This is a genomic window from Kitasatospora purpeofusca (assembly GCF_034043715.1).
GTDB lineage: Bacteria > Actinomycetota > Actinomycetes > Streptomycetales > Streptomycetaceae > Kitasatospora > Kitasatospora purpeofusca_A.
In genome coordinates this window covers 26,047-51,185 of sequence record NZ_JAXCLC010000025.1, presented here as the reverse complement: position 1 = coordinate 51,185, position 25,139 = coordinate 26,047, and the positions used below count along the sequence as shown (strand labels likewise).

18 protein-coding genes are annotated in these 25,139 nt (G+C 73.9%); 9 read left to right on the top strand and 9 right to left on the bottom strand.

Going from position 1 to position 25,139, the window contains the following annotated elements; translation table 11 throughout:
- Window positions 1-14: 14 nt before the first annotated feature.
- Together SM793_RS15225 and glmS are read left to right on the top strand one after the other, a co-directional pair.
- Window positions 15-299 carry a hypothetical protein gene (locus SM793_RS15225; protein WP_030396260.1) on the top strand — a complete coding sequence of 95 codons (285 nt, stop codon included), beginning with the start codon at window positions 15-17 and terminating at the stop codon, window positions 297-299.
- Window positions 300-363: 64 nt separating this feature from the next.
- A complete protein-coding gene (glmS, locus tag SM793_RS15220; protein WP_320438714.1) occupies window positions 364-2,190 on the top strand; it encodes a glutamine--fructose-6-phosphate transaminase (isomerizing) in 1,827 nt (608 codons plus the stop codon).
- Between the two features lie 111 nt (window positions 2,191-2,301).
- Here the strand turns inward: glmS and SM793_RS15215 are convergent, their stop codons facing one another.
- Together SM793_RS15215 and SM793_RS15210 are read right to left on the bottom strand one after the other, a co-directional pair.
- Entirely contained in the window at window positions 2,302-3,456 is a 1,155-nt protein-coding gene (locus SM793_RS15215; protein WP_320438713.1) for a serine hydrolase domain-containing protein, read from the bottom strand.
- Window positions 3,457-3,586: 130 nt separating this feature from the next.
- Window positions 3,587-5,383 (bottom strand): glycoside hydrolase family 35 protein, encoded by a 1,797-nt coding sequence (locus SM793_RS15210; protein WP_320438712.1) that lies wholly within the window; start codon window positions 5,381-5,383, stop codon window positions 3,587-3,589.
- Between the two features lie 573 nt (window positions 5,384-5,956).
- On the opposite strand from SM793_RS15210, the gene SM793_RS15205 reads away from it, so the two are divergent.
- Together SM793_RS15205 and SM793_RS15200 are read left to right on the top strand one after the other, a co-directional pair.
- Entirely contained in the window at window positions 5,957-11,662 is a 5,706-nt protein-coding gene (locus tag SM793_RS15205) for an RICIN domain-containing protein (protein ID WP_320438711.1), read from the top strand.
- A 185-nt stretch (window positions 11,663-11,847) separates the two neighbouring features.
- Window positions 11,848-13,284 (top strand): amidase, encoded by a 1,437-nt coding sequence (locus SM793_RS15200; RefSeq protein WP_320438710.1) that lies wholly within the window; start codon window positions 11,848-11,850, stop codon window positions 13,282-13,284.
- A gap of 34 nt (window positions 13,285-13,318) precedes the next feature.
- Here SM793_RS15200 and SM793_RS15195 read toward each other — a convergent pair whose 3' ends face one another.
- The 3 genes from SM793_RS15195 to SM793_RS15185 all read right to left on the bottom strand — a co-directional run bounded on the left by SM793_RS15195 (window position 13,319) and on the right by SM793_RS15185 (window position 17,488).
- Window positions 13,319-15,337, bottom strand: a complete 2,019-nt coding sequence (locus SM793_RS15195) for an FUSC family protein (RefSeq protein ID WP_320438709.1) — start codon at window positions 15,335-15,337, stop codon at window positions 13,319-13,321.
- An 88-nt stretch (window positions 15,338-15,425) separates the two neighbouring features.
- Window positions 15,426-16,802, bottom strand: coding sequence for an MFS transporter (locus SM793_RS15190; protein ID WP_320438708.1), 1,377 nt, complete (start codon window positions 16,800-16,802; stop codon window positions 15,426-15,428).
- Complete coding sequence (locus tag SM793_RS15185; protein ID WP_320438707.1) at window positions 16,799-17,488, bottom strand: helix-turn-helix domain-containing protein; 690 nt, start codon at window positions 17,486-17,488, stop codon at window positions 16,799-16,801. The genes SM793_RS15190 and SM793_RS15185 overlap by 4 nt, the downstream gene beginning before the upstream one ends.
- A 185-nt stretch (window positions 17,489-17,673) precedes the next feature.
- Here SM793_RS15185 and SM793_RS15180 point away from each other — a divergent pair, with 185 nt between their 5' ends.
- On the top strand, window positions 17,674-18,414 hold the full coding sequence (locus tag SM793_RS15180) for a PIG-L deacetylase family protein (RefSeq protein ID WP_320438706.1): 741 nt from the start codon (window positions 17,674-17,676) through the stop codon (window positions 18,412-18,414).
- A 92-nt stretch (window positions 18,415-18,506) separates the two neighbouring features.
- Here the strand turns inward: SM793_RS15180 and SM793_RS15175 are convergent, their stop codons facing one another.
- From SM793_RS15175 to SM793_RS15165, 3 genes are all read right to left on the bottom strand, one after another.
- On the bottom strand, window positions 18,507-19,235 hold the full coding sequence (locus SM793_RS15175) for a DedA family protein (protein WP_320438705.1): 729 nt from the start codon (window positions 19,233-19,235) through the stop codon (window positions 18,507-18,509).
- 47 nt (window positions 19,236-19,282) lie between these two features.
- Window positions 19,283-19,477: a DUF1918 domain-containing protein gene (locus SM793_RS15170; RefSeq protein WP_320438704.1), complete on the bottom strand. Its 195-nt coding sequence runs from the start codon at window positions 19,475-19,477 to the stop codon at window positions 19,283-19,285.
- A 142-nt stretch (window positions 19,478-19,619) separates the two neighbouring features.
- Window positions 19,620-20,297, bottom strand: a complete 678-nt coding sequence (locus SM793_RS15165) for a TetR/AcrR family transcriptional regulator (protein WP_320438703.1) — start codon at window positions 20,295-20,297, stop codon at window positions 19,620-19,622.
- 97 nt (window positions 20,298-20,394) lie between these two features.
- Between SM793_RS15165 and SM793_RS15160 the strand changes: the two genes are divergently transcribed.
- Window positions 20,395-20,955, top strand: a complete 561-nt coding sequence (locus SM793_RS15160) for a hypothetical protein (protein ID WP_320438702.1) — start codon at window positions 20,395-20,397, stop codon at window positions 20,953-20,955.
- Window positions 20,956-21,059: 104 nt separating this feature from the next.
- Here SM793_RS15160 and SM793_RS15155 read toward each other — a convergent pair whose 3' ends face one another.
- The gene (locus tag SM793_RS15155; protein ID WP_320438701.1) at window positions 21,060-21,875 is read right to left on the bottom strand and encodes an SDR family oxidoreductase; all 816 of its coding nucleotides are present in this window, start codon (window positions 21,873-21,875) and stop codon (window positions 21,060-21,062) included.
- Between the two features lie 209 nt (window positions 21,876-22,084).
- On the opposite strand from SM793_RS15155, the gene SM793_RS15150 reads away from it, so the two are divergent.
- From SM793_RS15150 to SM793_RS15140, 3 genes are all read left to right on the top strand, one after another.
- Window positions 22,085-22,654, top strand: coding sequence for a TetR/AcrR family transcriptional regulator (locus SM793_RS15150; protein ID WP_320438764.1), 570 nt, complete (start codon window positions 22,085-22,087; stop codon window positions 22,652-22,654).
- A gap of 402 nt (window positions 22,655-23,056) precedes the next feature.
- Window positions 23,057-24,964 carry an alpha/beta hydrolase family protein gene (locus tag SM793_RS15145; protein WP_320438700.1) on the top strand — a complete coding sequence of 636 codons (1,908 nt, stop codon included), beginning with the start codon at window positions 23,057-23,059 and terminating at the stop codon, window positions 24,962-24,964.
- Window positions 24,961-25,122 carry a hypothetical protein gene (locus SM793_RS15140; protein ID WP_320438699.1) on the top strand — a complete coding sequence of 54 codons (162 nt, stop codon included), beginning with the start codon at window positions 24,961-24,963 and terminating at the stop codon, window positions 25,120-25,122. Before SM793_RS15145 ends, SM793_RS15140 begins: the two co-directional genes overlap by 4 nt.
- Window positions 25,123-25,139 lie beyond the last annotated feature (17 nt).

Genomic DNA, 25,139 nt, shown 5'->3' with positions numbered 1-25,139 from the left:
TAGGCTCACCGACTGTGTCCAGCTCGACAGGTTCCTCGCACCCTCACGAAGACCTCCTCGCCCACCTCACCCGGACCAGCCCGCTCGGGCCCCGGGAGGCGGCGCGGGTGGTGGCGGAGGTGCTGGCGTACTTCTCCGAGACCACCGAGGAGTACGTCCGCCGTCGCCACGGCGAGCTGCAGGCGCGCGGCCTGACCAACGAGAAGATCTTCGCCCGGCTCGCCGAGGAGCTGCCCGCCCGCCGGGTCGCGGCTCCGGAGCTGTCGGCCCGCCAGCTCCGCCGGATCGTCTACGGCTGACCGGCCGCGGCCGGAACGCCCAGTAGCGGAACCAAGGAACCAAGGAACCAAGGAGTCCACCACCATGTGCGGAATCGTGGCCTACATCGGCCCCAAGGACGCGACCCCCTTCCTGCTGGAGGGCCTCGCCCGACTGGAGTACCGAGGCTACGACTCGGCCGGCGTCGCCGTCGCCGGACGCACCGGCGGCCTCAAGGTCCGCAAGGTCAAGGGCCGGGTCGCCGACCTCGCCGCCGCCGTCCCCGCCCGGTTCAAGGGCGCCACCGGCATCGGCCACACCCGCTGGGCCACCCACGGCGTCCCCAGCGACGCCAACGCCCACCCGCACCTCGACAACGCCGAGCGCATCGCCGTCGTCCACAACGGCATCATCGAGAACGCCGACGAACTGCGGGCCAAGCTCGCCGCCGACGGCGCGGTCTTCCGCTCCGAGACCGACACCGAGGTGCTCGGCCACCTGATCGCCGCCCACGCCGCCGAGGGGGTCGAGCTGGAGGAGGCCGTGCGCGCCGCCCTCGGCAAGGTCGTCGGCACCTACGGCATCGCCGTCCTCGACGCCGAGCAGCCCGACCGGATCGTGGTCGCCCGCAACGGCAGCCCGATCGTGCTCGGCATCGGCGAGAAGGAGATGTTCGTCGCCTCCGACGTCTCCGCCCTGGTCCGCTACACCCGCCAGGTGGTCCACCTGGAGGACGGCGAGCTGGCCACCGTCCGCTCCGACGGCTTCCGCACCTTCACCGAGGACGCCCGCACCACCCACCGCCAGCCGTCCACCGTGGACTGGGAGATCGACTCCTACGACACCGGCGGCTACGAGCACTTCCTGCTCAAGGAGATCCACGAGCAGCCCGGTTCGGTCGAGCGCACCCTCGGCGGGCGCCTCGACGAGCGGTTCGCCACCGCCCACCTCGGCGGCCTCAACCTGGACGCCCGCGAACTGCGCGAGATCCGCCGGGTCAAGATCCTCGGCTGCGGCTCCGCCTACTACGCCGGCGAGATGGGCGCCCAGCTGATCGAGGAGCTGGCCCGGATCCCCGCGCACAGCGAGCCCGCCTCGGAGTTCCGCTACCGCAACCCGGTGATCGAGGCCGACACCCTCTACATCGCGGTCAGCCAGTCCGGCGAGACCTACGACACGCTCGCCGCCGTCCAGGAGGTCAAGCGCAAGGGCGGCCGGGTGCTCGGTGTCGTCAACACCGTCGGCAGCGCGATCGCCCGGGAGTGCGACGGCGGCATCTACCTGCACGCCGGCCCGGAGATCTCGGTCGCCTCCACCAAGGCGTTCACCTCCACCGTCGTCGCCTTCGCGCTGATCGCCCTGCACTTCGGCCGGATCCACGACCTCTCGCCCGCCGACGGCCGCCGGATCGTCTCCGCGCTCAAGGCGCTGCCCGACCAGATCCGCGAAGTCCTCGCCCAGAGCGACGCCATCGCCGAACTCGCCGCCGAGTACGCCGGATCCGAGGGCATGATGTTCATCGGCCGGGTGCGCGGCTACCCCGTCGCCCGGGAGGGCGCGCAGAAGCTCAAGGAGATCTCCTACGTCCACGCCGAGGCCTATCCGGCGAGCGAGCTGAAGCACGGCCCGCTGGCGCTGATCAGCCCCGAGCTGCCCACCATCGCCCTCGTCCCGGACGACGAGCTGCTCGACAAGAACCTCACCACCCTCGGCGAGATCAAGGCCCGCTCCGGCCGCGTCCTCGCCGTCGCCCACCGCCGGCCCGAGGCCAAGCTCGCGGACCACTGCGTCCTGGTGCCCAAGAGCGAGCCCGAGCTGGACCCGCTGCTGCTCAACATCCCGCTCCAACTGCTCGCTTACCACGCGGCGGTGGCGCTGGGGCGCGACGTCGACAAGCCGCGCAACCTCGCCAAGAGCGTCACCGTCGAGTAGTCGCGGACGCCCCCCGGGACCGGCCGTGCTCCACGGCCGGTCCCGGGGCGCGTTCCGGGGCGCGTTCCGGGCGCCGTCGCGGGCGCCGTCGTGGGCCCGAAGGCCGGACGGTCAGCCGGCCGTCCCGCGCACCGCCCCGGCGGCGCGGACGACGGCCTCGGCCAGCCGGTGGTTCTCCGGGCCGAGCGGGAGGGAGCTGAACCGGCGCCGGGTGTACCCGTAGGCGACGCCGCTGCGCGGATCGGCGAAGGACTGCGCGCCCACCGCGCCGCTGTGACCGAAGGCCTCCGCCCCGAGGAACGGGAAGCGGGTGCTCTGCGCCTCGAAGCCGAGGCCGAAGTGGTCCACCTCGCCGGTCACCACGTCGGTGCCGTGCGTGCGGACCGGACCGAACTCGGCGATCGTGGCCGGTGCCAGGAACGGCGTCCGCCCGTCCAGCCCCTGCGCCGCCGCCGCGTACAGCGCCGCCAGGCCGCGGGCGTTGCCGAAGCTGCCGGTCGAGGCCGGGCCCTGCGCCTGCACCGAGCGGAGGTTGCCGAAGCCCGTCAGGTCGGTGGGCGGGGAGGCGTTCAGGTTGAAGGCGATCCCCGTCAGGCTGTCGGGTGCCGGCGGCTCGCCCTGCTGACCGGGGAGGGGGACCGGCGGAAGCACCGGCAGGTACCGCGACTCCAGCTCCGCGGGCAGGCCGAGGAAGAAGTCCAGCCCGTACGGGGCCCGGATCCGCTCCTCGAACAGCTCCTGCACCGTGCGGCCGGTCCGGCGGCGGACCACCTCGCCGGTCAGCGCGCCGATCACGTAGGCGTGGTAGCCGTAGGCCGTCCCGGGCTCCCAGTAGGGCTTCTGGCCGGCCAGCCGGTCCGCGATCCGCCGGTCGTCCGCCAGCTCCTCCGTCGTGAAGCCGCCGTCGACGCCGATCAGCCCCGCCCGGTGCTCCAGCAGCTGCCGAAAGGTGAGTGCGCCCTTGCCCTCGGCCGCGAACTCCGGCCAGTAGTGGGCCACTTCCTCGTCCAGGTCGAGCACGCCCTCCTGCACCAGCAGGGCCGTCACCAGGTGCGCCGCCCCCTTGGCGGAGGAGTAGAGCGCGAACAGCGACTCGCCGGAGACCCCCTCGCCGGCCCAGAGGTCCACCACCCGCCGCCCGTCCAGGTGCACGGCCAACTGCGCGCCACCGCCCGCCGGCTCCTCCGCCACCACGGCGGCGAACTCCTCCCGCACCGCCTCGAAGCCCGGTGCCACGCTTCCGCCGACGACGTCACTGCTGGACATGCTTCCCCCTGTATGCGCTCCTGCGGCCTTGATCACCGGCCTGCCGGGGCGTCAACCCGGCCCAGCGCCGGAGTATTCCGGCGCCGGGCGGGCAGTGGGCGGCAGTGGGCGGGGAGCGGGCGGGCCGGTGTCAGTAGTCCGCGCTGGGTGCGCGGGTGGTGGGGCCGAGGTCAGGCTCGTCGCGGATCTCCAGGGCCCCGGCGTGGCGGTCCAGTTCGAGCACCACGAGGGTGTTGCGGCCCGCCAGCCAGAGCGGCCCCGGCGCGTACAGGGTGCGCTGCGGCCCCTCGTCGGTGTAGCGGCCGAGCAGGAAGCCGTTGAGCCAGAGCAGGCCCCGGCCCCAGCCGGGGAGTGCGAGGAAGGCGTCCGCCGGTGCGTCGACCTCGGTCTCGAACCGGTGGAAGACGGGGTCGCCCTCGGCGGCGCCGACATCCTCGCGGAAGGCCAGGGCGGAGAGGTCGGCGAGCGGCAGCGGCCGGATCTCCCAGCCGTGCAGCCGCTGGCGCTCGTGCGAGACACCGCGCCGGATGCCCTTGCGATCGTCCAGCTGGGGGCCGTAGTTGGCGCGGCCCAGAGCCTCGACCAGGATGTCCAGGGTGACCCCGGCCGGGCCCACCGCCAGCGGCAGGGTGCCGCCCGGGGCGTTGCGGTCCAGCACGCCGAGCGGGCGGCCGTCCGCGAAGACCTGCGCGCGGTCCCCGATGCCGTCGATCCGCAGCGGCATCTCCGGGCGCGGCCCGGGGACATAGGTGCGGTAGTGGATCAGGCCGAGCGACTGGCCCACCCGCTCCATCGGCTCGGTGGTCGGCCGGTGGACGGGCGTCGACAGCGCGTCCAGGGAGTCCAGCAGCCGTGCCCGGCCGGTCGCCCGCTCCAGCCGGCGGGGCTCCAGCCGCGGCGGCCGGCCCGGGAGTTCGCCCTCGGGGAGGGGCACGTACTTGCCGATGACGGCCCGCAGGGCGTGGAACTTCTCGGTCAGCTCGCCCGCCTCGCCGATCGGCGCGTCGTAGTCGTAACTGGTCACGGTCGGCTCGTAGCCGGCCGTGTCGGGCCCGGTCCCCGAGTGGTTGGCACCCGCCCAGAAGCCGAAGTTGGTACCGCCGTGCGCCATGTAGAGGTTGACCGAGGCCCCGGTCGCGAGCAGCTCGTCGAGCGAGGCCGCCGCCTCCCCGGCGTCCCGGACGTGGTGCGGCTCGCCGATCCGGTCGAACCAGCCGATCCAGAACTCCATCGCCGCCAGCGGCCCCTTGGGCTGCTGCCGCCGCAGCACCTCGAAGCGCTCCGGCGCCCGCGAGCCGAAGGTGCCGGTGGCCAGCAGACCCGGGATCGCCCCGCCCTGCTGCATGAAGTCCTCGGAACCGTCGGTGGTGAACAGCAGGCAGTCCACGCCGCGCGCCACCAGCCCGTCCCGCAGATGCGCCAGGTAGGCGGCGTCGTTGCCGTAGCTCCCGTACTCGTTCTCCACCTGCACCGCCACCACTGGCCCGCCCCGGCTGCCCAGCAGCGGCAGCAGCTCCGGGACCACGGCGTCGAACCAGCCGTCCACCTCGGCGAGGAACGCCGGGTCCGAGCTGCGCAGCCCCATCCCGTCGGCGGCGAGCAGCCGGGCCGGCAGGCCGCCGGACTCCCACTCGGCGCAGATGTAGGGACCCGGGCGCAGGATGACGTCCAACCCGTGCCGCCCGGCGGTCCGGACGAACCGGGCGATGTCCCGCCAGCCGGTGAAGTCGGTCACACCGGAGGGGAGTTCGTGGAAGTTCCAGGGAATGTAGGTGTCGACGGTGTTGGCGCCCAGCGCGCGCAGCCGGCGAAGTCGGTCGTCCCACAGCTCCGGGTGCACCCGGAAGTAGTGCAGCGCGCCGGAGACGATCCGGTGCGGCGCGCCGTTGCGGCGGAAGCCGTCGTCGTCGAAGTCGAGCTCGATCATGCGGACCAGCTTTCGGTTGACGCGGTCGTCGGTCGGGTACTGCTGCGTCGGAACCGGCCCGGGGGTGTCGGCCCACCGGGCCTGCCCTCGTCCAGCCAGCGTATACGAGCTGTGTACGCGCCCCACCTACGTTTCGGCGGGCACGCAACACTCCGTAGGAAGGCGAGGTCGCCGACGCCCATGCGCCGGGATTCCCTCAGAAACAAGACGCGGTCCCTGGTGGCCGCGATGATCGCGGGGGTGATGGCGGTCCCCCTCGTGGGCGCCGTGTCACCGGCCGCCCACGCGGCGGAGGCGCCGCCGTACCTGCACCCCTGTTTCAACACCAACCGCGCTGTTCCCAAGGTGGTCTACCGGGGATCTTCGGAGTGGGTGATGCCCGCTCGGTTGATCCAGAAGGACGACGGTAAGTGGGAGTATCAGAAAGACAGGGACGGCAATGACATCGTCGGCACGAGGATTGAGAACCGGGGGATCGACCCGACCTTCGCCAACGGATTCTCTGCGGCCGGCGGCGACTACCACGTCCGAGCGCTGTTGGACCAACGGGGTGGTTGGCAGAGGACCGGCTATGTGAGCACCACGACCGACGAACTGGTGGCGCTGAAGTTCGCTTTCCAGAGCCCTTCGACGGTCAGGACGAACACGTCCAAGGAGATGGAGTACACCTTCGAGGGGACCATCTACTCGATCAGTGGCAACCCCAAGAACATGTTCTACGTGGACGACCAGCTGAGGACGGTCCCGCCGGATCCCTTGCACTCCTTCGAGCCGCAGAAGGAGTGGGCGGCGATCAAGAAGATCAATCCGAAGAGTGTCGTCTCCGCGCGGTCGTACACCTGGGTCATCTACCGGAAGCCGGGCAACCCGAAGGGCGAGTACTACACCCTCAATGGCACTCCGCTCAAGTACGCGGATGACGGCACGGAGTTCTATCCTGGCGCGCTTGCACTGAACTCCACCCGGATCACCATGCAGCAACTGCACGACTGGGGTATGACCACTGGTGAGACCACGACCAACCGCTTCAAGGAGGGAACGGACTACGACCCGGACTCCGACCCGACCTCGGGTTGGAGCAGGAACGTGCTTGTCGGTACTCGGGCCGACGTGCCCGCCGAACCGCAGAACTGCGGGCCGCAGGGCGAGGACCCCGGGAAGTTCCCGCTCTCCTGCGATCTGCCGCCGGCCACCACCACGGCCGCCGTCCGGCGCACGGTACTGGCCGCGCCGCCGGTGTCGACGGTTTCGGCCGCGGCGCAGCGGCCGGGCGACGGTGAGACGTACCAGTTGAGTGCGACCGCCTCCGTCGGCGGTGCGGTCCACGACCTCGATGTCCGTGGCGGGAAATCGACCGACGGCACGGTCGTCCAGTCCTATCCGCGCAACTGCACAGCGTCCCAGGACTGGACGCTGCGCGCGGCCGAGGGTGGGACCTTCGCGCTCGAGAGCGCCCTGGCCAAGGACAAGGTGCTGCAACAGGACATCTACTCCCATGCGACGATCCTCTGGCCGGTCCAGAAGGACGGCGCAGGCCGATCGGCCGCAGGCCCCGGTCAGCGCTGGACGCTGCGGGACAGCGGCGGCGGCACGTACAACCTGGTGAGCGCCGCCGACCAGCGCTGCCTCACCATGGCGGGCACCCCGTCCGCCGGACTCTCGGCCGAAGCCTGCGACGGCGGCACGGCCCAGCGATGGCAGTTGTCCGTTCCCTGCACGCCACGGTCGTCGGGCGCCAAGCAGGTGCCCGGATTCCCCGGCCTGACCTGGCCGACGCTGCCCCGCTACCCCGAGGTCGCCTGGCCGTCCGTCCCCGGTCGGCCGGACATCCCGTGGCCGAACATCCCCGGCCAGCCCGGAATCCCGTGGCCGGGGGCCGAGGGAGTTCCGACGATCCCGTGGGAGGGATATCCGAAGCTGCCCTCCGCTCCCGTCATGGCCGGGCACCCCGACCTTCCCTGGCCCCGTCTGCCCGGTGACGCCGGCATTCCCTGGCCGGCGATGCCGGGTGCGCCTGGGGTGCCGTGGCCGGTCCTGCCAGCCGAAGGGTCCGAGGCCCCCTCGGCCGTCGTGTCCGTACCCGGACTGCCGGTCATCACCTGGCCGGTCATCGGCAACCACCCGGAGACCCGGTGGCCTTCGGTTCCCGGACGTACTGACGTGCCGTGGCCCGCGCTTCCCAGTCACCCGAACATCCCTTGGCCGGGGCTGCCCGGTCTGCCGGATGCGCAGTGGCCGGGAGCCCCGGCGGTTCCGGCCTTCGACTGGCCCGTACTGCCGGGCGGCAAGGGCACTTGGCCGTCGGTCCCTGGACGTTCCGACATCCCGTGGCCGTCGCTGCCCGGATTCGACAGCGTGCCGTGGCCCTCGGTCGACGGCGTGCCGGGCACGCCCGCGCCGGAGCAGCCGCGGCCGGCCGACCGCTGCGGCGTGGACACGAAGCCGACTGACCCGGGTACCAACCCCACTGACCCGGGCACCAACCCGACCGACCCCGGTGGTGGCGACAACGGCGGGACCCCCGGCGGGCCCGTGCCCTCGCTGCCCGGGATCAGGCTGCCCAACTTCCCCTTCCGCCCCCTCCTCCCGCCGTGGGGCTGGCTGTTCTCCAGCGGACCCAGCGGACCCAGCGGGCCGAGTGGCCCCGGCAGCGGGCAGAAGCCCGATCCGGTGCAGGGCATCGGCCTGGTCTCGGCCGCGGACCCGCAGCTGGTGCCGGACGTCACCGGCGGGGTGCCCGCCAACGGGACGGCCGTGCAAGCGTGGACGCCGAACGAGACCGACTCGCAGCGGTGGGCGTTCTGGGACCGTGGCAACGGCAACTGGCTGATCGAGACCCGGCTGACCTACGGCGGTGCCGACCCCGGCGCCCGGCTCGTCCTCGGGCAGGACCTCGCCACGCACCGCACCGCGCTCCAGCCCGCTGCCGCCAACCGCACCGAGCAGCAGTGGCGGTTCGGCGACGCCGGTGACGGCCGGACGACGATCGCCAACGGCGACGGCGGCGGCTGTCTGACGCTCGCCGCCAAGGGCCAGCCGCTGACCGTCGCTCCTTGCGACGGTTCCGACCGGCAGAAGTGGCGGCTCAACGGTGTGTTGGCCGGCGGCGACGGCGACACCGGCGGTGCCTCCCTGTACTCGGCCTTCCCCGGCAGGTGCGCGGACGTCACCGGCGGCAACACAGCCGACCGCACCCCGATCGACCTCTACGACTGCAACGGGACGCCCTCCCAGCGCTGGACGGCGTCCGCGAGTACCGGCGTGTTCGCCCTGAAGGCGTTCGGCAAGTGCCTGGACGTCTCCGGTGGCCTCACCGCGCACGGCACCCGGGTCGGCCTCTACGCCTGCAACGACTCGCCGGCGCAGCGCTGGCAGAAGGGTCCGGACTCCTCGCTGGTCAACCCGAACTCCGGGCTGTGCCTGGACGTGACCGGTGGCGTCAACGTCAACGGGACCGTCCTGCAGATCTGGGACTGCAACGCCAGCGACTCCCAGCGCTGGGGCCTGGGCACCGTCCCGCCGCGTGCGCCGGTGACTCCGACCCCGACCCCGCCGCCGGGCACCGGAGCGGTGGTCAACCCGGGGATCGGCACCTCCCAGGTGTCCACGCTCGTCTCCGCGAACAACGGGATGGTGGCCGACCTGGACGGGTCGAGCACCGCCTCCGGCACGTCGGTCAAGGCGCTGGCGCCGAACGGCAACGACGCGCAGCGCTGGGCGTTCTGGACCACTGCGAACGGTCGGTGGATCATCGAGACGCTGCTCACGGACGGGAGGACGGCGTCCGGTCAGGGCATGGTCATGGACCACGACCCGGGCCCGCACCGCACCCACCTCATCCGCACCATGGACGGGAACGCCAATCAGCACTGGGCGTTCCGCGACGCGGGCGGCGGCTGGTTCTGGGTGACCAGTGACACCGACAACGGCTGTCTGACGGCCGACAACGCCGGTGAGGCCCTGGCGGTCTCCGCCTGCGACGGCGGCCAGCGGCAGAAGTGGCGGCTCGGTGACGTGACCGACGGCCCGGCGCAGCCCGGCCAGCCGCAGCCGAACCGGCCGGACCCGGCGACCAATCCGGCGGTCACCCCCGGCGGCGTCCGCAACAACCAGGTGGCGGTGCTGCGTTCCGCGAACAACGGGATGGTGGCGGACCTGGACCGGTCGAACACCGGCTCCGGCACGTCGATCAAGGCACTCGCTCCGAACGGCGGCGACGCGCAGCGCTGGGCGTTCTGGGACGCCGGCAACGGCCGGTGGATCCTGGAGACGCTGCTCACGGACGGGAGGACGGCGTCCGGTCAGGGCATGGTGATGGACCACGATCCGGGGACGCACCGGACGCATCTGATCCGGACCATGGACGGGAACGCCAATCAGCACTGGGCGTTCCGCGACGCGGGCGGCGGCTGGTTCTGGGTGACCAGTGACACCGACAACGGCTGCCTGACCGCCAACAGCGCCGGTGAGGCGCTCGCGGTCTCCGCCTGTGACGGCGGCGACCGGCAGAAGTGGCGGCTCGACGGTCTCACCCAGGGACCGAACCCGCCGAATCCGGCCACCGGCACGGTGGTCAACCCCGGGGTCGCGAACAACCGGGTCGCCACGCTGCGTTCCGCGAACAACGGGATGGTGGCCGACCTCGACGGTGGGACGACCAACTCCGGCACCTCGGTCAAGGCGCTGGCGCCGAACGGCAACGACGCGCAGAAGTGGGCGTTCTGGAGCACCGCGAACGGCCGGTGGATCCTGGAGACGCTGCTCACCGACGGCAAGGCCGTGGCCGGTCAGGGCATGGTGATGGACCACGATCCGGGGACGCACCGGACGCATCTGATCCGGACCATGGACGGGAACGCCAATCAGCACTGGGCGTTCCGGGACGCGGGCGGCGGCTGGTTCTGGGTGACCAGTGACACCGACAACGGCTGCCTGACCGCCAACAGCGCCGGTGAGGCGCTCGCCGTCTCCGCCTGCGACGGCAACGACCGGCAGAAGTGGCGGCTCGACAACGTCACGGACGGTCCGGCCGTCCCGCAGCAGCCCCAGCCGGGCAACGGCGGGTCCGGCGGCTCCGGCGGTTCGGGCGGCTCCGGCGGGTCAGGTGGCGGCGGCCCGGTCGTCCGTCCGGCCGTGGGGAACAGCCAGGTCGCGACCCTGCGGTCGAACAACAACGGCCTGGTCGCCGACCTCGATGCCGTCAGCACCGCCTCCGGCACCTCGATCAAGGCGCTCGGCGGCAACGGCAACCCCGCCCAGCGGTGGGCGTTCTGGGACGCCGGAAACGGCAGCTGGATCCTGGAGACCCTGCTCACGGACGGCAAGTCCGCCCCGGGCCAGGGCATGGTGATGGACCACAACCCGAGTGCGCACCGGACCCACCTGACGCAGAACCAGGCGGGCAACGCCAACCAGCGGTGGTCGTTCCGCGACGCCGGGAACGGCTGGTACTGGCTCGTCAGTGCCACCGACGGCGGCTGCCTGACCGCGAACAACGCAGGTGAGCAGCTCGGCGTCTGGCGCTGCGACGGCTCGGACAAGCAGCGCTGGCGGCTGGACAACGTCCAGACCGGCCCGACCCCGGGCGCCGGTTCCGGCGGCGGTGGGAACACCGGCGGCGGTGGCACAGGAGGTGGCGGCGGTAGCACTGGTGGCGGCGGTGGTGGCACCGGCGGTAGCACTGGTGGCGGTGGGGGCAGCTCCGGCGGCGATCGTATCCGGCCCAGTGGTGACGGCTGTGAGTTCCAGACGCCGGACGCCGAACACCGGGGCGGCTGGATCTGGAAGGGCTGGAACCTGTGCCGCAACACCGAGATCAGCGACTCCGACAGCGAGCAGTCGACCACGTTCCGGATGCGGGGCGACGGCACGCTGGAACTCGTCTACTCCTGGTTCAGCGACATCACCAGCCGGTGGAACACGGTCGTCAGCTGGACGGCTCCGAACAGCACCGGGTGCGGCCGCTGGGCGTCCATGCAGATGGACGGAAACTTCGTGGTCTACGGCGAGGGCTCCAAGGTCTGCTGGGCCAGCGGAACGGGCGGCCACGACTCGGCCTGGATGGAGGTCAACCGGAGCGGCACGCTGACGATCTGGTGGGTCGACGACAACGAGTTCCAGCGGGCACGCGCGCAGGCCGGCCGCCCCGGCCCGGGCCTCGGCGGCAGCTTTCTGGATGCGGTGATCGCGATCGCCTACCTGATCCCGCGCCGGGAGTGGGGGGTGGGAACGCAGCACCGGATCTCGACGCCGAACTGCGGGAAGATCCACTGCACCTGACGCGGTAGCGCTCCGCAGGACGGAGGACCGTCCGGGCACCCCGCCCGGGCGGTCCTTCCGCGTCCGGAACCCGGGGTGTTCCACGTGCCGCTCCGGCCCTAGACTGCTCAGCTCGCGCGGCATTACCGACGGGTAGGTACGTATCCGCGGGCGCCGCCACCGACTGGCAGGGATGGGGAGTCCGGATGGCCGACGAGCGGGTGCACGCGTACACGGACGACGCGCTGGGGGAGCACGACGCGGTGGCGCTGGCCGCCCTGGTGCGGGCCGGTGAGGTCGGCCCCGCCGAGCTGGCGGCAGCCGCGGCGGCGCGGGCCGAACGGGTCGACGCGGCGCTCGCCCCCGTCGCCTTCGCCGCGTACGGGCGGTCGCGCGGGGCGGAGGGCAGCGCCAAGGACGGCAGCGCGAAAGGCGGCGGCGCCGAGGACGCCCCGCTGTACGGCGTGCCCAGCTATCTGAAGGACAACACCGACCTGCGCGGGATGCCGACCGGCCAGGGCAGTTCGGCCTACCGGGCCAGGCCCGCCCGCCGCAGCGCGGGCTTCGCCGAGCAGTTCCTCGGCACCGGCCTGGGTGTCCTCGGCAAGACCAGGCTGCCGGAGTTCGGGCTCAACGCCTCCACCGAGTTCGCCTCCGCCCGCCCCGTCCGCAACCCCTGGCGGACCTCGCACTCCCCGGGCGCCTCCTCGGGCGGCGCGGCCGCCCTGGTCGCCTCGGGCGTCGTCCCGATCGCGCACGCCAACGACGGCGGCGGCTCGATCCGGATCCCGGCCGCCTGCTGCGGGCTGGTCGGGCTCAAGCCCACCCGGGGCCGGGTGGTGCCCAACGCCCAGGGCCGCCGGCTGCCGGTGGACCTGGTGACGGACGGCGTGCTGACCCGCTCCGTCCGCGACACCGCCGCGTTCTTCGCCGCCGCCGAACGCCACTACCGCAACCCCGCGCTGCCCCCGCTCGGCCTGGTCGAGGGCCCGGGCGCGCGCCGGCTGCGGATCGGCCTGGTGGTGGACTCGCCGGTCGCGCCCAGCGACGCGGCGACCCGGGCGGCGGTCGAGGAGACGGCCGCCCGGCTGGAGGCCCTGGGGCACGAGGTGACCCCGGCCGTGATGCCGTTCGGCGAGGAGTTCTCCCGGGACTTCGTCCTCTACTGGGGCTACATCGCCTTCCTGATCGCCACCACCGGCCGGCTGACCATCGACCCCGGCTTCCGGGCGAGCCGTCTCGACGGGCTGACCACCGGGCTGCGGCGGCTCTTCCACCAGGAGTTCCGGCGCGTACCGGGGGTGGTCGGGCGGCTGCGGCGCGCGGAGGAGACGTACGCGGCGATGTTCCGGACCCACGACGCGGTCCTGTCACCGGTGCTGGCGCACGTCACGCCGCCGATCGGGTACCTGAGCCCGAACATCGCCTTCGACGAGCTGATCGACCGGCTCACCCGGTATGTGGCGATCACACCGGTCAACAACGTCACCGGTGGCCCGGCGATCGCGCTGCCGACCGGTGCGAGCGCCGACGGCCTGCCGGTCGGCGTCCACCTGTCGGCGGCGCACGGGGAGGAGCGGGTGCTGCTGGAGCTGGCGTTCGCCCTGGAGGCGGACCGGCCCTGGCGGCGGATACAGGACTGAGGGCGGTCGCCAGGCTGCGGACCGGGGTGGTCGTTCAGCCGAGGACCGGGGAGGCGATGGCGCAGGCGGCCCGGACCTCGCTGCGCAGCGGGCCGAGCACGTCGGGGCCGCTCGCCCCGGTCGCCCCGGTCGCCCCGCTCGCCCCGGTCGCCCCGGCGTCCGTGGGCCGGCCGGCCGCGTCCCCGTCCGGCCTCGGCAGCGGAGTGCCGGTGCGCAGCGCCCCGGCCAGGGCGGACAGGTCCGCCGCGATGGCGGCGACCTCGCCCGGCGGCGGCGCCGGTTCCCCGTGCTCGACCCGGACCCGGGTGGCGGTGGTGGCCTCCACCACCCGTTCCACCGCGATCACCAGCGGCCACCACGCCGCCGCCCGCGGTCCGGTCGGCGGCGGTTCGGTGAGCGCGCGCTGGAATTCGGAGCGGACCGCCGAGAGGTCCCGGTAGAGGCGCCGGCGCCGGAGCGGCCGGGCCGGCCGGTCCTGGCCGGGGGCGCCGGCGAAGGCCAGCGCCACGTACGCGGAGGCGTCCGCCACGGCGTCGGCCAGCCGGTCGCCGATCCGGGTGTGCCAGGACTCCGGCCAGCACAGGTACCCGGCGACCAGGGCGATCCCGCAGCCGATCAGCGAATCGTAGAGCCGGGGCAGGACGAGTCCGAAGCCCTGGTGGTTGAGCAGGTCGGACAGCAGCAGGATGACCGGGGTGATGGCCGCCGTCTGGAACGCGTACCCCTTGGCGGAGAAGGCCGGGATCAGCGCGGCCAGCACCGCGACGGTCGGCACGTCCCACCAGCCGCGCGGCACCTCGGCGAGCACCGGCACGGCGAGCAGCAGCCCGCCGGCGGTGCCGAGGGCGCGCAGCACGGCCCGTGAGAACACCGAGCCGAAGTCCGGTTTGAGGACGAAGGTGACGGTCAGCGCGACCCAGTAGGAGCGGGGCACGGGCAGCACCGACACCACCACCTGCGCCAGGCCGATGCACAGCGCGAGCCGCAGGCCGTAGCGCCAGGACGCGCCGGAGACCAGCGCCGCCCTGGCCGCGCGCCGGGTCCGCACCCAGGGGGCGGCGGGGCGGCCGAGCCGGTCGGGGGCGGCGGCCTGCGCGTGGTCGGGCTCGGCGCCGACGGCGGCCGCGTAGCCCAGCGCCTGGTGCAGGGCGCGTTCCGAGGGCCCGGTCGGCGCGGGCAGGTCCAGCGCGGCGGTGCCGGTCCGGGAGCCGTCCTCGATGCTGTCGGCGAGTGCGAGGACGGCCGCCGGCCAGGCTTCCGGCAGTGGGCCGAGCCGGGCCGGGCGCAGTTTGGCGGCGGAGGCCGCCTCGACGATCGGGATCAGCGCGTTGAGCCGGGCGATCAGCCGGGTCAGCCCGGGGGAGCGGCCGTGCCGGCGGGTGCGGTGGGCGAGCAGCAGGTCGTACGAGGCGTTGAGCGACTGGGTGACGGCCTGTCGCCGTTCGTCGTGTTCGGAGGTGCCGGCGGCCCGGACGAACGCGGCGACCGAGCGGTAGGAGGCGGCGACCGCCGCCCGTTCGGGGACGCCGCCGCGCAGCGGCCAGCCGAACAGGGTGAGCAGCAGCACCACCGCCCCGCCGGCGGTGAGCAGCAGCGGCGCCGTCCACCACGGGCGGGGCATCGGCAGCCCGGCTCCGACGACGGCGTTGAGGAGGAGCAGGAGCCCGGAGACGGAGGCGACCGAGCCGATCGAGGAGATCATCCCGGAGACCAGCGCCACCAGGGTGAGGACGGCGACGGCGGTCCAGTCGCGGCCGTACACCAGGGTGCCGAGGGTGACGCCGACGGCGCCGAAGAGCTGGGGGACGGCGATGTTGAAGAACCGCATCCGGTAGGCGTCGGCGGTGTCGCCGATCACGCCGGACAGGGCGCCCATCGAGACCAGCGCGCCGTACGCGGGCCGCCCGGCGGCGAGGCCGACGGCCAGCGGCGCGGAGAGCGCGACCGAGGCGCGGGCCACCGCCGCCCACGGCACCGGCGCGGGTTGGGGCCGCAGCCCGGCCGTCAACCAGGTCGGCGGCGAGAGCCGGGCGCCGTGTGCGTGCTGTGCCATGGGCCCAACCTACGGCGCCCGCCGGTACGGCCCCTGGCGCGGCGCGCACGGGCGGGCCGGGCCGGGCCGAGCCGCAGGTGAGGGCAGGTCAGGCGGTCGCGGCGGTGGTGGTGCCGGGCGCGGGCGCCGGTGCCGGGTCGGCCGGGCGGCGGGCGGTGGGGAGGTCGCGGACCCGGCCCACGGGGGAGAGCAGGAGGACGAGCGCCGCCAGCGGCACCCCGGCCGTGGTGACCCACATCGCCGGGCGCAGGCCCACCGCGGTGCCGAGGACACCGGCGAGCAGGGCGCCCACCGGGATGGTGCCGAAGTTGAGGACGGCGGCACTCGCGGTGATCCGGCCGAGCAGCTCGGGCGGGCAGTAGTGCTGCTGGAAGCCGGACTTGATGACGTTCCCGGCCACCACCCCGGCCGAGACCCCGAACCCGCCGACGGCGTAGCAGAGCACGCCCGCGCCGGTCCCGGTGAGCGGGATCAGCAGGGCGAGCGCGGGCAGGCCCAGCACGAAGAGGATCAGAGCGCGCGCCGTGCCGACCCGGGCGGCGACCCGCCGGGCGGCGAACGCGCCGAGGACACCACCGCTGCCGGCCGCCGCTATCAGCCCGCCGACGGTGCCGGAGGCGAGTCCGACCTCGCGGACCAGGAAGGCGACCAGGATCGACTGGTAGCCCATCAGCGCCAGGTTGCAGGTGGCGCCGTAGAGGGTGAGGGAGCGCAGCCAGCGGTCCCGGGCGACCAGCCGCAGGCCCTCGCCGATCTCGCGCCGCAGCGCCCGGTCGGCGCGGCGCCCGCCGTGGTTCGTGCCGTTCCCGTGGTGGTTCGTGCCGCGCCCGTCGTGGTCGGTGCCGCGCCCACTGCGGCCGGTGGGCGTTTCGCGGTGCCGGATCCGGCCCAGGCAGAGCAGCGAGACCAGGAAGGTCGCGGCGTTGGCGAGCATGCCGTTGGCGGCCCCGGCGAGCTGGGCGACCAGGCCGCCGGAGCCGAGGCCGACGATCTGGGCGGCGGAGGCGCTGCCGTGCAGCTTGGCGTTGCCCTCGGGCTGGTCGGCGGGGGCGAGCAGGTCGGGCAGGTAGGCGGTGTACGCGGTCTGGAAGAACACGGCCGAGGTGCCGGTGAGCAGGGCGACCGCCAGCAGCAGACCGGTGCTCAGCCGCCCGGCCCAGGCGGCGGCGGGGACGGCGGTGAACAGGACGAGCGAGACGGCGGCGGCCACCAGCATCACGGTCCGGCGGGGTAAGCGGTCCACCCAGACGCCGGCCGGCAGGCCCATGACCAGCCAGGGTGCCCAGGAGGCGGCGCTGAGCAGGCCGACCTGGAAGGTGGAGGCGTGCAGCTCGGAGACGGCGATGAGCGGCATCGCGACGCCGGTCACGGAGGCGCCGAACTTGCCGGCGGTCTCGCCGCACCAGAGCAGCCGGAAGTCCCGGTGGCGGCGGAGCAGGCTGGGGCGGGGGTCGTCGCGCGTCACTCGGCGCTCCCGGGCGTGTCGGTGCGGGAGCGCCGCGGGAAGGACTGGAGCTGGACGACGATCGGCAGCGCCGCCGGGTCGGCCGCGGCGTCCGGGGCCGGGGTGTGGCGCTCGACGACGGCGAAGATCTCGTCGTTGAGCGCCTGGAGCTGGGCCGGGTTCAGCCGCAGCCGGCGCCAGTCCGAGATGGTGCCGACGTTGCGCCACTCGTCCGGCCAGTCCTCGGTGATGTAGTCGTTGACCCGGTTGAAGTACTGCTGGACCAGCTGGTGCAGGTAGAGCGAGACCGCGCCGCGGCTGTCCGGGTCGTGGCGGAAGTCGGCGGTGTCGAGCCGGTTGGACACCTCCACCCGCCGCCACCAGCGCTCCCGCTTGGTGCCGCGCCCGGTCTCCTCCTCGATGAACCCGTGCTCCGCGAGGTGGCGCAGGTGCCAGCTGACGGTGCCGGTGTTCTCGCCGAGCCGCTCGGCGAGCCGGGTCGCGGTCGCGGGTCCGTCGAGGTTGAGGAGCTCGAAGATCTCCATCCGCAGCGGGTGCGCGAGCCCGCGCAGGCTGCGGGCGTCGAGGCGGCGCTGCGGCGGTCCGGGCGGCCCGGGCGGCCCGGGCGCGGGTTCGGACGCGGCGGGTGGTTCGGGCGCGGTGGCGGCGTCGGGCGTGGCGGAGGTGTCGGGGCGCTCGGTGGTCATGCCGGCAGCCTAGATTGCAGAGGATCCTCTGCATAGACCTGTCTGCAGAGCATCCTCTGCATGTTCGCGTTGTCCCGAATCGCCTCCCGGAGGGTCCGATGATCTTCTAGAGTCGCGTCCGGTAGGACCGTACGACCGCACGGCGCGCCCCACCCGGCGCACCGGTCCCAGGGAGAGGCAGCACCATGACCGAGCCGCAGCCGAAGCCGTTCGAGCACGTCGACGAGGACTGGCAGAGCGCCCTCGTGGTCGTCGCCCACCCCGACGACATGGAGTACGGCGGGGCCGCCGCCGTCGCCCGCTGGACGGACCAGGGCAAGAAGGTCGTCTATGTGATGGCCACCAGCGGCGAGGCCGGGATCGACAGCATGGACCCGGAGCAGTGCGGCCCGCTGCGCGAGGCCGAGCAGATCGCCTCCGCCGCCGTGGTCGGCGTCGACACCGTCGAGTTCCTCGGCCACCCGGACGGCACCGTCGAGAACGGCCTGCCGTTGCGCCGGGACATCGCGCGCGCCGTCCGCCGCCACCGCCCGGACATCGTCATCACCATCAACTTCCACGACACCTGGGGTGGGGCGTTCCTCAACCAGGCCGACCACATCGCGGTCGGCCGGGCCCTGCTCGACGGGGTGCGGGACGCGGGCAACCGCTGGATCTTCCGCGAGCTGACGGCGGAGGGCCACGAGCCGTGGAACGGTGTGCGGGAGATCTGGGTCTCCGGCTCGCCGGAGGCCGGGCACGCGGTCGACATCACCGAGCACTTCGACCGGGGCGTGGCCTCGCTGGAGCAGCACAAGGCGTACCTGGCCGGCCTCGGCGGCGCGATGGCGGACGCGCGCGGCTTCCTGGAGGGCTTCGGCCGCGAGGCGGGCACCCGGCTCGGCACCCGCTTCGCCGTCCCGTTCGAGGTCTTCCCGCTCGGCTGAGGTCGTCCGGGCCCGTTTCCGGGCCCCGTTCCGGGGTCAGTTTCCGGGCCACCGGCGGGGGCGGCCTCCGAGACCGGGTCGGGGCGCCGTCCTCAGCCGTCCTCCGGCCGCCGCTCCCGTTCCTGGTCCCGTTCCCGTTCCGGGTCCCGCTTCCGCTCCGGTCCCCGCAGTCGACGACGGCGCAGCAGTTGCCGGACGGCGAGTGCGGCGGCCAGGACGCCGAGTGCGGCCAGCAGCCAGAGCTGGTAGCGCACCGCCGTCCGCCAGACCGCGCCGACGTTGGCGCCCGCGACATAGCCGAAGGTCGCCCACACCCCGACCCAGAGCGCCGCGCCGAGCACGTTGAACACCTGGAAGCGGGGCCAGGGCATGCCGGTCGTCCCGGCGATGATGCCGCTGGTCTGCCGCAGGCCGTCGACGAACCGGGCCACCGTCACCACCTTGCCGCCGTGCCGGGCGAAGAAGACCTCCGCGCGGGCCGCCCGTTCCGGGGTGAGCAGCACGTACCGGCCCCAGCGGTGGACGAAGGCCCGGCCTCCGGTGGAGCCGATCAGATGGCCGAGGGTGTTGCCGAGCACCGCCGCCGTGAAGGCGATCGCCACCACGGCGGCGAGGTTCAGGTGCCCGGTGCCCGCGTAGACGGCGGCCAGCACCAGCACGGTCTGGCCGGGCGCGGGGACGGCGCAGTTGTCGAGCAGTACGAACAGCGCCACCAGCGCGTAGCCGTACTGCTGCAGCAGCGGCGCGAGCGCGGCGAGCGGCCCCGGCAGTTCGGGCGCGGTCGCGGCGAGGAACCGCGCGGTCCAGGGTGCGGGGGACACGGCTCACCGCCCCGGGCCGAACGGGCGCGGGGCGGTGAGCGGTGGCGTCAGCGGGTCGCCTCGCGGGGTTCGATGTTGCAGTCCGGGCCCGGGTAGACCAGGCCCGTGTGGCCGTCCTCGAAGCGGACCACGTACGGCGGCGAGCCGTCCTGGCCGCGCACCTCGACGATCTCGCCCTTCTGGTCGACCATGCCCACCGCCCGGCTGTGGACGTGGAGCTGGTCACCTACCGCTGCGTGCATGGTCGTGCTCCTCGGGTGTGTGCGGACGTCGGCGGCCGACGGACCGCCCGGCTCCCCGTCCGCTGTCTCCACTCTGCTGCGGGCGCGCACCGCCCGCAACGGCGCGCCCGTGCGCCCGTGCGCCCGGCGGGAAGGAGGCGGCTCAGCGCGGCCCGAGCAGGTCGGCCAGGTAGCACCGGACCAGCCGCTTGCACTCGGTGATCATCGCCGGGTCGCCGTCCCGGTCGCCGCGGAAGGCGAGCTTGAGTACCGCGTCGGCCGCTTCCAGCGCCACCCGCAGGGCGAGGGTCAGCGCGCCGGGGTCGGTCGTGCCGAACAGGTCGCCGCCGAGGGCCTGGAGCCGCAGCGCGACCGCCGTGTTGTTGTCCAGCTCGGCGTCCAGCAGGTGCCGGTCGTCGTGGACGCGGCCCGGCGCGGCCGGTCCGGAGAGCCCGAAGTCCACCTGGCCGAAACCGGGGACGGTCCGCTTCATCGCGACGAACTCGTCCACCGCGAGATCGGTGAACCCGGCCGGCCCGCTGGGGGCCCCGGCGCGCAGCCGGTCGTCGAGCCGGTGCAGATAGCGGTCGAGGTTGCGGCCGGCCAGCGCGGCGAGCAGGTCCTCCTTGCCCGCGAAGAACTGGTACAGGGTGCCGATCGGCACCTGGGCGCGCTGGGCCACCTCCTTGGTGGTGAGCGCGGCGGGCCCGGCCTCGTCGAGCAGCGCGGCGCAGGCGTCCAGGATCCTTCCGTAGCGTTCCTGGCTGCGCTGCTGCACCGGCTGTCGCCGCCCGGGGCCCGTCCACCCCGCCGTTCGGTGACTCCTCGTGTCCGCGCTCATGTGGCCACTGTGCCGCATCCGCCGTTCGGCGGGCCAATCCCCGGAGGGACAGGCCGTAGGCTCTCTGCGCTGATCATCAGGGGCAGGAGAGGAAGCCATGGGGCAGAAGATCATCCGGTTCTCGGACCTGACCGGCAGGCACGCGGAGGACGAGGACCAGCTGGTGCGGGTCGTGGTCCGCGCCCACCCGGAACTCGCGGACGGACCGGTCGCGATCGAGGCGCTCGCCGGGGAGCTGGCCGAGGTGCGGGGGCTGGCGCTCGACCTGGTGACGATCGAGCTCCACCGCCCGGACGCGGAGGAGCCGGAGACCGTCGTCATGACCGCCGAGGCCTTCGACCGGCTGGCCACGGTGACGCCGATGGCCGAGGTGCTGCGCGGCGCCGAGCGGGTCGCGGCCCGGGCGGTGCCGGCGCAGGCCGCGACCGCCGGGGCGGGCCGGGAGCGGGTCAACTACGCGAGCCCGGAGCACGCCGGCCGTCCGCACAAGGGCCGCACCACCGACGCCGAGAAGCAGGTCGTCCGGCAGCACCTGGACGAGATCAACGAGCGGCTGGCCGCCGAGGGCGTCCGCACCGTCGACCTGGCCAACCCGGAGCACGTCGCCCGGTACGGCCTGGAGGAGCTGGCCGCCGAGCGCGGCGTCACCCTCGGCTGATCCGGCTGATCCGGCGGGGCCGTCCCCGGGAGCGCGGTGTCCGCGTTCCCGGGGCCGGGGTGGAAGGACAAGGCGCGAAGGGTTCTCGGCGCTTCGGATGGGTCTCAGCGGAACGCCGGTGCGGTGCGGGCGGCCCAGTCGGCGAAGGTGCGCGGTGCGCGGCCGAGGACGCGCTCGACGTCCGGGCCCGGCGTCCGCTCGGCGGGCAGCGGCAGGCCGAGGATGGCGAGGGTGCCCTCCACCACCGGCTCCGGCATGAACGCCAGCAGCTGGGCGCGCGCCTCGTCGCGGGTCTGCTCGACGAACCGCACCGGGCTGCCCAGTGCGGCGCCGATCGCCTCGGCCCGTTCGCGCGGGGTGACCGGGGCCGGGCCGGTGAGCTCGTACGTCCGGCCGGTGTGGCCGTCCTCGCGCAGGGTGGCGGCGGCGACCGCGGCGACGTCCGCCGGGTCGACGGTGGGCAGTCCGACCTCGCCGAACGGCGCGGCCGCCGTGCGGTCGGCGCGGATCGATTCGGCCCAGGCGAAGGCGTTCGAGTTCAGGCCGCCGGAGCGCAGCACCGTCCAGTCGAGGCCGGAGTCGCGAACGGCCTCCTCGAACCCGGCGGCGTGACGGTAGACCTCGGGCCGCGTCCCGACGCCCTGGGAGGAGAGCAGGACGACCCGGCGCACCCCGGCCGTCCGGGCCAGCCGGAGGATCTCCCGCGGTTCCTCGCCGGCCACCAGCAGGAACAGGGCCGTCGCGCCGTCGAGGGCGGGGCGCAGGCTCTCCGGGTCGGCGAGGTCCGCCGGTACGTGCCGGACGCCGGCCGGGAGCGGCCCCGGCCGACGGGAGACGGCGGTCACCTGCTCGCCGGCGTCGACCAGTGCCCGGACCAGCTCGCGGCCGACGTTCCCGGTCGCACCCGTGACAACAATCATCGTGAAACCCCCTGTGGGGAGCGGCGGTCGGCCGCCCCGATTGAGTTAGTCAGTTGGCTGACTGAGAAGGACAGTAGCCGATGCCTCGTCAGGCGTCTACTCTTAGTCAGGTGACTGACTCAAAGACCTCGAAGACCGCGAAGACCTCGAAGACCGTGACGACCTCGAAGGCTGTGAAAACCGAGAAGGCCGAGAAGGCGGCGAAGACCGTGAAGGGCACCGGCCGTGCCCCGGGCAAGCGCGAGCGGCTGGCCGCCGCAGCCGCGCGGGTCCTGCACGAGAAGGGCGTGGAGCAGACCACGCTCGCCGACATCGCGCAGGCGGCGGACGTCCCGGTCGGGAACGTCTACTACTACTTCAAGACCAAGAACGAGCTGGTCGAGGCCGCGATCCAGGCCCACGGAAGCGGGCTGGAGGAGCTGATCGGGCAGCTGGACGCGCTCCCCGCCCCCCAGGAACGGCTGAAGGCGCTGCTGGCCGGCTGGGTCGGGCAGCGCGAACTCACCGCCCGGTACGGCTGCCCCACCGGCAGCCTGGCCTCGGAGCTGGACAAGCGCGCCGACGGCCTCGACGTCGCCGTCGCGGAGGTCATGCGCAGGCTCCTCGACTGGGTCGAGGCGCAGTTCGCGGAGATGGGGCGCGAGGACTCCCGCGAGCTGGCCGTGGCACTGGTCGCCGCCTACCAGGGGATCTCGCTGCTCACCAACACCCTCCGCGAGCCCGGGCTGATGCTCGCCGAGGGGGACCGGCTGGAGCGCTGGATCGACTCGCTGGGCTGACGTCGGCCTCGACCGTCGGTGTCCGGAACGTGCCGGGGGCGGAACGGGGACGGGAGCGGACCGCCGGACTCCGCCGCCGAGTCGGTGCACGTCGTCCGCGAGGTCACGGGGGAGTTCGAACGGCCGGTGATCCTGTTCTCCGGCGGCGAGGACTTCATCGTCATGCTGCACCTGGCGCTGAGCGGAGGCGCACGGCTGGGACTTCCAGGACATGTCTCCCATCGGGCGGTGTCCATTTCAACTTTCTTTCGGCCAACCGTGCGAGAGGTCTGTTCGAGGCCGCAGCACCCCCCTAGAGTGGACCGCGCTCGTCCACAAGTGACCTTTCCGGCACAGCAGTTCACTGCTTCCTCGAACGTTCGGCGCAGCCTGTTCGCACCATCGAGCCGGAAGGGCGGGTCCGTGACGCAGGCGTTCCAGTCCCCGGGCTTCGCCGCACTCGCGGCGGGCCGCGCGGTCGAGACGCGGCTCGTCGAGGAGCGCTGGCAGGCGGTGGCCTGGGACCTCGGGACGGACCGGCGCCGGGTGGTCACCGACCGGCCCGGCGGCGTCCACCTGAGCGAGATCGAGCCGGACGGCGACGCCATCTGGTGGTTCGACGCCGACAGCGACGAGCGGGGCCGGTGGCGGCGGGAGCCGTTCGCCGGCGGGCCGGCCGGCGAGGCGCTGCGCGGGGTGCCGCCCGGGCGTCCGTACGGCGTCGCCTTCGACCGGACGGGCGCGCTCGCGGCGGTCGCCCTCGGCGTCGACGGGGCCTCGCACTGCTATGTCGGGCCGCCCGCGGGCGAGGCGCGGCTGGTCGGTTCCGCGCCGGGGTACCTGAGTCTGGCCGACCTGTCGCCGGACGGCCGGCTGCTCGCCCTCGGCGGGCGGCCCGACGGGGAGGACGCGGTGCTCCTGTGGCCGACGGACGGCCGCGCGGACGGCCGCGTGTACGGCCGCGCGGGCGCCCGCGCCGACGGCCCGGTGCTGCTCGCCGGGGGCGGCGGGCTGCGGCTCTGGCCGATCGAGTTCAACCCGCTCGCGGTCCTCGGCCCGGAACTGCTGCTGGTGGTCGAGGAGGACGAGCGGTACACCGTCGCGACCTGGCGGGCGGACACCGGGCTGCGCGGGTACCCGGGCCTTTCGTTCGACGCGCAGATATCGGCGGGCTGGTACCGGGGGCCGCGCGGGGTGCTGATCCAGCACGAGCGGGCCGGGCGGAGCCGACTGCTGCTCGCCGACCTCGACCCGTCGCCCGTCGTCCGGGAGCTCGGCACGCCCGGCGGCACCATCCACGACCTGTCCTGCGCCCCGGACGGCACCCTGCACTGCGTCTGGAGCCGGGAGTCCACCCCGCCCCGCCCGCTGGTCCTGCGCCCGGAGACGGCCGCCGCCGCGGGCCCGGAGGCCGCGGGAGCGGAGCACCCCGAACCGGGCCACCCCGAACCGGAGCACCCCGATCCGGACCACCCCGGCCTGGATCTGGACGGCACCTCCCGAGGCCGCCGCTGGACGCCCCGCCCGTACGGGCGGATCCACAGCTTCGTCAGCACCCCGCCCGGCCGGGGCCCCTGGCCGACGCTGTTCCTGGTGCACGGCGGCCCCGCCACCCACGACCGGGACTCCTACGACCCCCGGGTGAACATCCTGGTCGGCCACGGCTACGCGGTGGTGCGCACCAACTACCGGGGCTCCACCGGCTACGGCGCCCGCTGGCAGCACGAGTACGACCACCGGGTCGGGCTGGCCCAGATCGAGGACCTCGCCGCCGTCCGCGCGGAGCTGGTCGCCGACGGCACGGCGCTCGCGGAGCGCACCGGCCTCTGCGGGTTCTCCTGGGGCGGCTATCTGACCCTGCTGGCGATGGGCGCCCAGCCGGAGCTGTGGTCGCTCGGCATGGCCGCCCAGCCGATCGCGGACTACCCGGCCACCTACCGCGGCACCACCCCGGCCCTGCGCGAGCTCGACTGGCAGCTCTTCGGCGGCAGCCCCGACGAGGTGCCCGAGCGCTACCGCGCGGCCGACCCCCGCTCGTACGTGCACCGGGTCCGCTCGCCCGTCCTGCTGGTCGTCTCGCGGGACGACGAGCGGTGCCCGCCCGAGCAGGTGGCCCGCTACGCCGCGGACCTGCGCCGACTGGCGGTGCCGCACGAACTGCTCCGGGTGGACGGCGGCCACTACAGCCGCCGGACCGCCGACCACCGGTCCGTGCTGGCCGCGATGGTCCGGTTCGCCGGACAGGCCTGGCCGGCACCGCCCCACCGACCACCCCGGGGCGACCGCTCCGGGGGACCCACCGAGCCGATGGAAGGAGGTGAACAGCCATGAAGCGTCGCAGCATCCAGAACGACCCGATCGGTACCCCGGAGCGGGACCGGGGCGCGGTGATCGTCCAGAACTTCGCGCTCGACATCACCAAGGCCGCACCGGTCGCGCCTGCCCTCAAGGGGCAGCCGAAGCCGAAGGCGGAGTCCAAGGGCAAGTGATGCCCGGTCGCTCCGGG

Bases quoted from the DNA above. Each gene is read 5' to 3' on its own strand.
- glmS (WP_320438714.1), top strand. From the start codon at position 364: ATGTGCGGAATCGTGGCCTACATCGGCCCCAAGGACGCGACCCCCTTC.
- SM793_RS15215 (WP_320438713.1), bottom strand. From the start codon at position 3,456: ATGTCCAGCAGTGACGTCGTCGGCGGAAGCGTGGCACCGGGCTTCGAG.
- SM793_RS15210 (WP_320438712.1), bottom strand. From the start codon at position 5,383: ATGATCGAGCTCGACTTCGACGACGACGGCTTCCGCCGCAACGGCGCG.
- SM793_RS15200 (WP_320438710.1), top strand. From the start codon at position 11,848: ATGGCCGACGAGCGGGTGCACGCGTACACGGACGACGCGCTGGGGGAG.
- SM793_RS15195 (WP_320438709.1), bottom strand. From the start codon at position 15,337: ATGGCACAGCACGCACACGGCGCCCGGCTCTCGCCGCCGACCTGGTTG.
- SM793_RS15185 (WP_320438707.1), bottom strand. From the start codon at position 17,488: ATGACCACCGAGCGCCCCGACACCTCCGCCACGCCCGACGCCGCCACC.
- SM793_RS15180 (WP_320438706.1), top strand. From the start codon at position 17,674: ATGACCGAGCCGCAGCCGAAGCCGTTCGAGCACGTCGACGAGGACTGG.
- SM793_RS15170 (WP_320438704.1), bottom strand. From the start codon at position 19,477: ATGCACGCAGCGGTAGGTGACCAGCTCCACGTCCACAGCCGGGCGGTG.
- SM793_RS15165 (WP_320438703.1), bottom strand. From the start codon at position 20,297: ATGAGCGCGGACACGAGGAGTCACCGAACGGCGGGGTGGACGGGCCCC.
- SM793_RS15160 (WP_320438702.1), top strand. From the start codon at position 20,395: ATGGGGCAGAAGATCATCCGGTTCTCGGACCTGACCGGCAGGCACGCG.
- SM793_RS15155 (WP_320438701.1), bottom strand. From the start codon at position 21,875: ATGATTGTTGTCACGGGTGCGACCGGGAACGTCGGCCGCGAGCTGGTC.
- SM793_RS15140 (WP_320438699.1), top strand. From the start codon at position 24,961: ATGAAGCGTCGCAGCATCCAGAACGACCCGATCGGTACCCCGGAGCGG.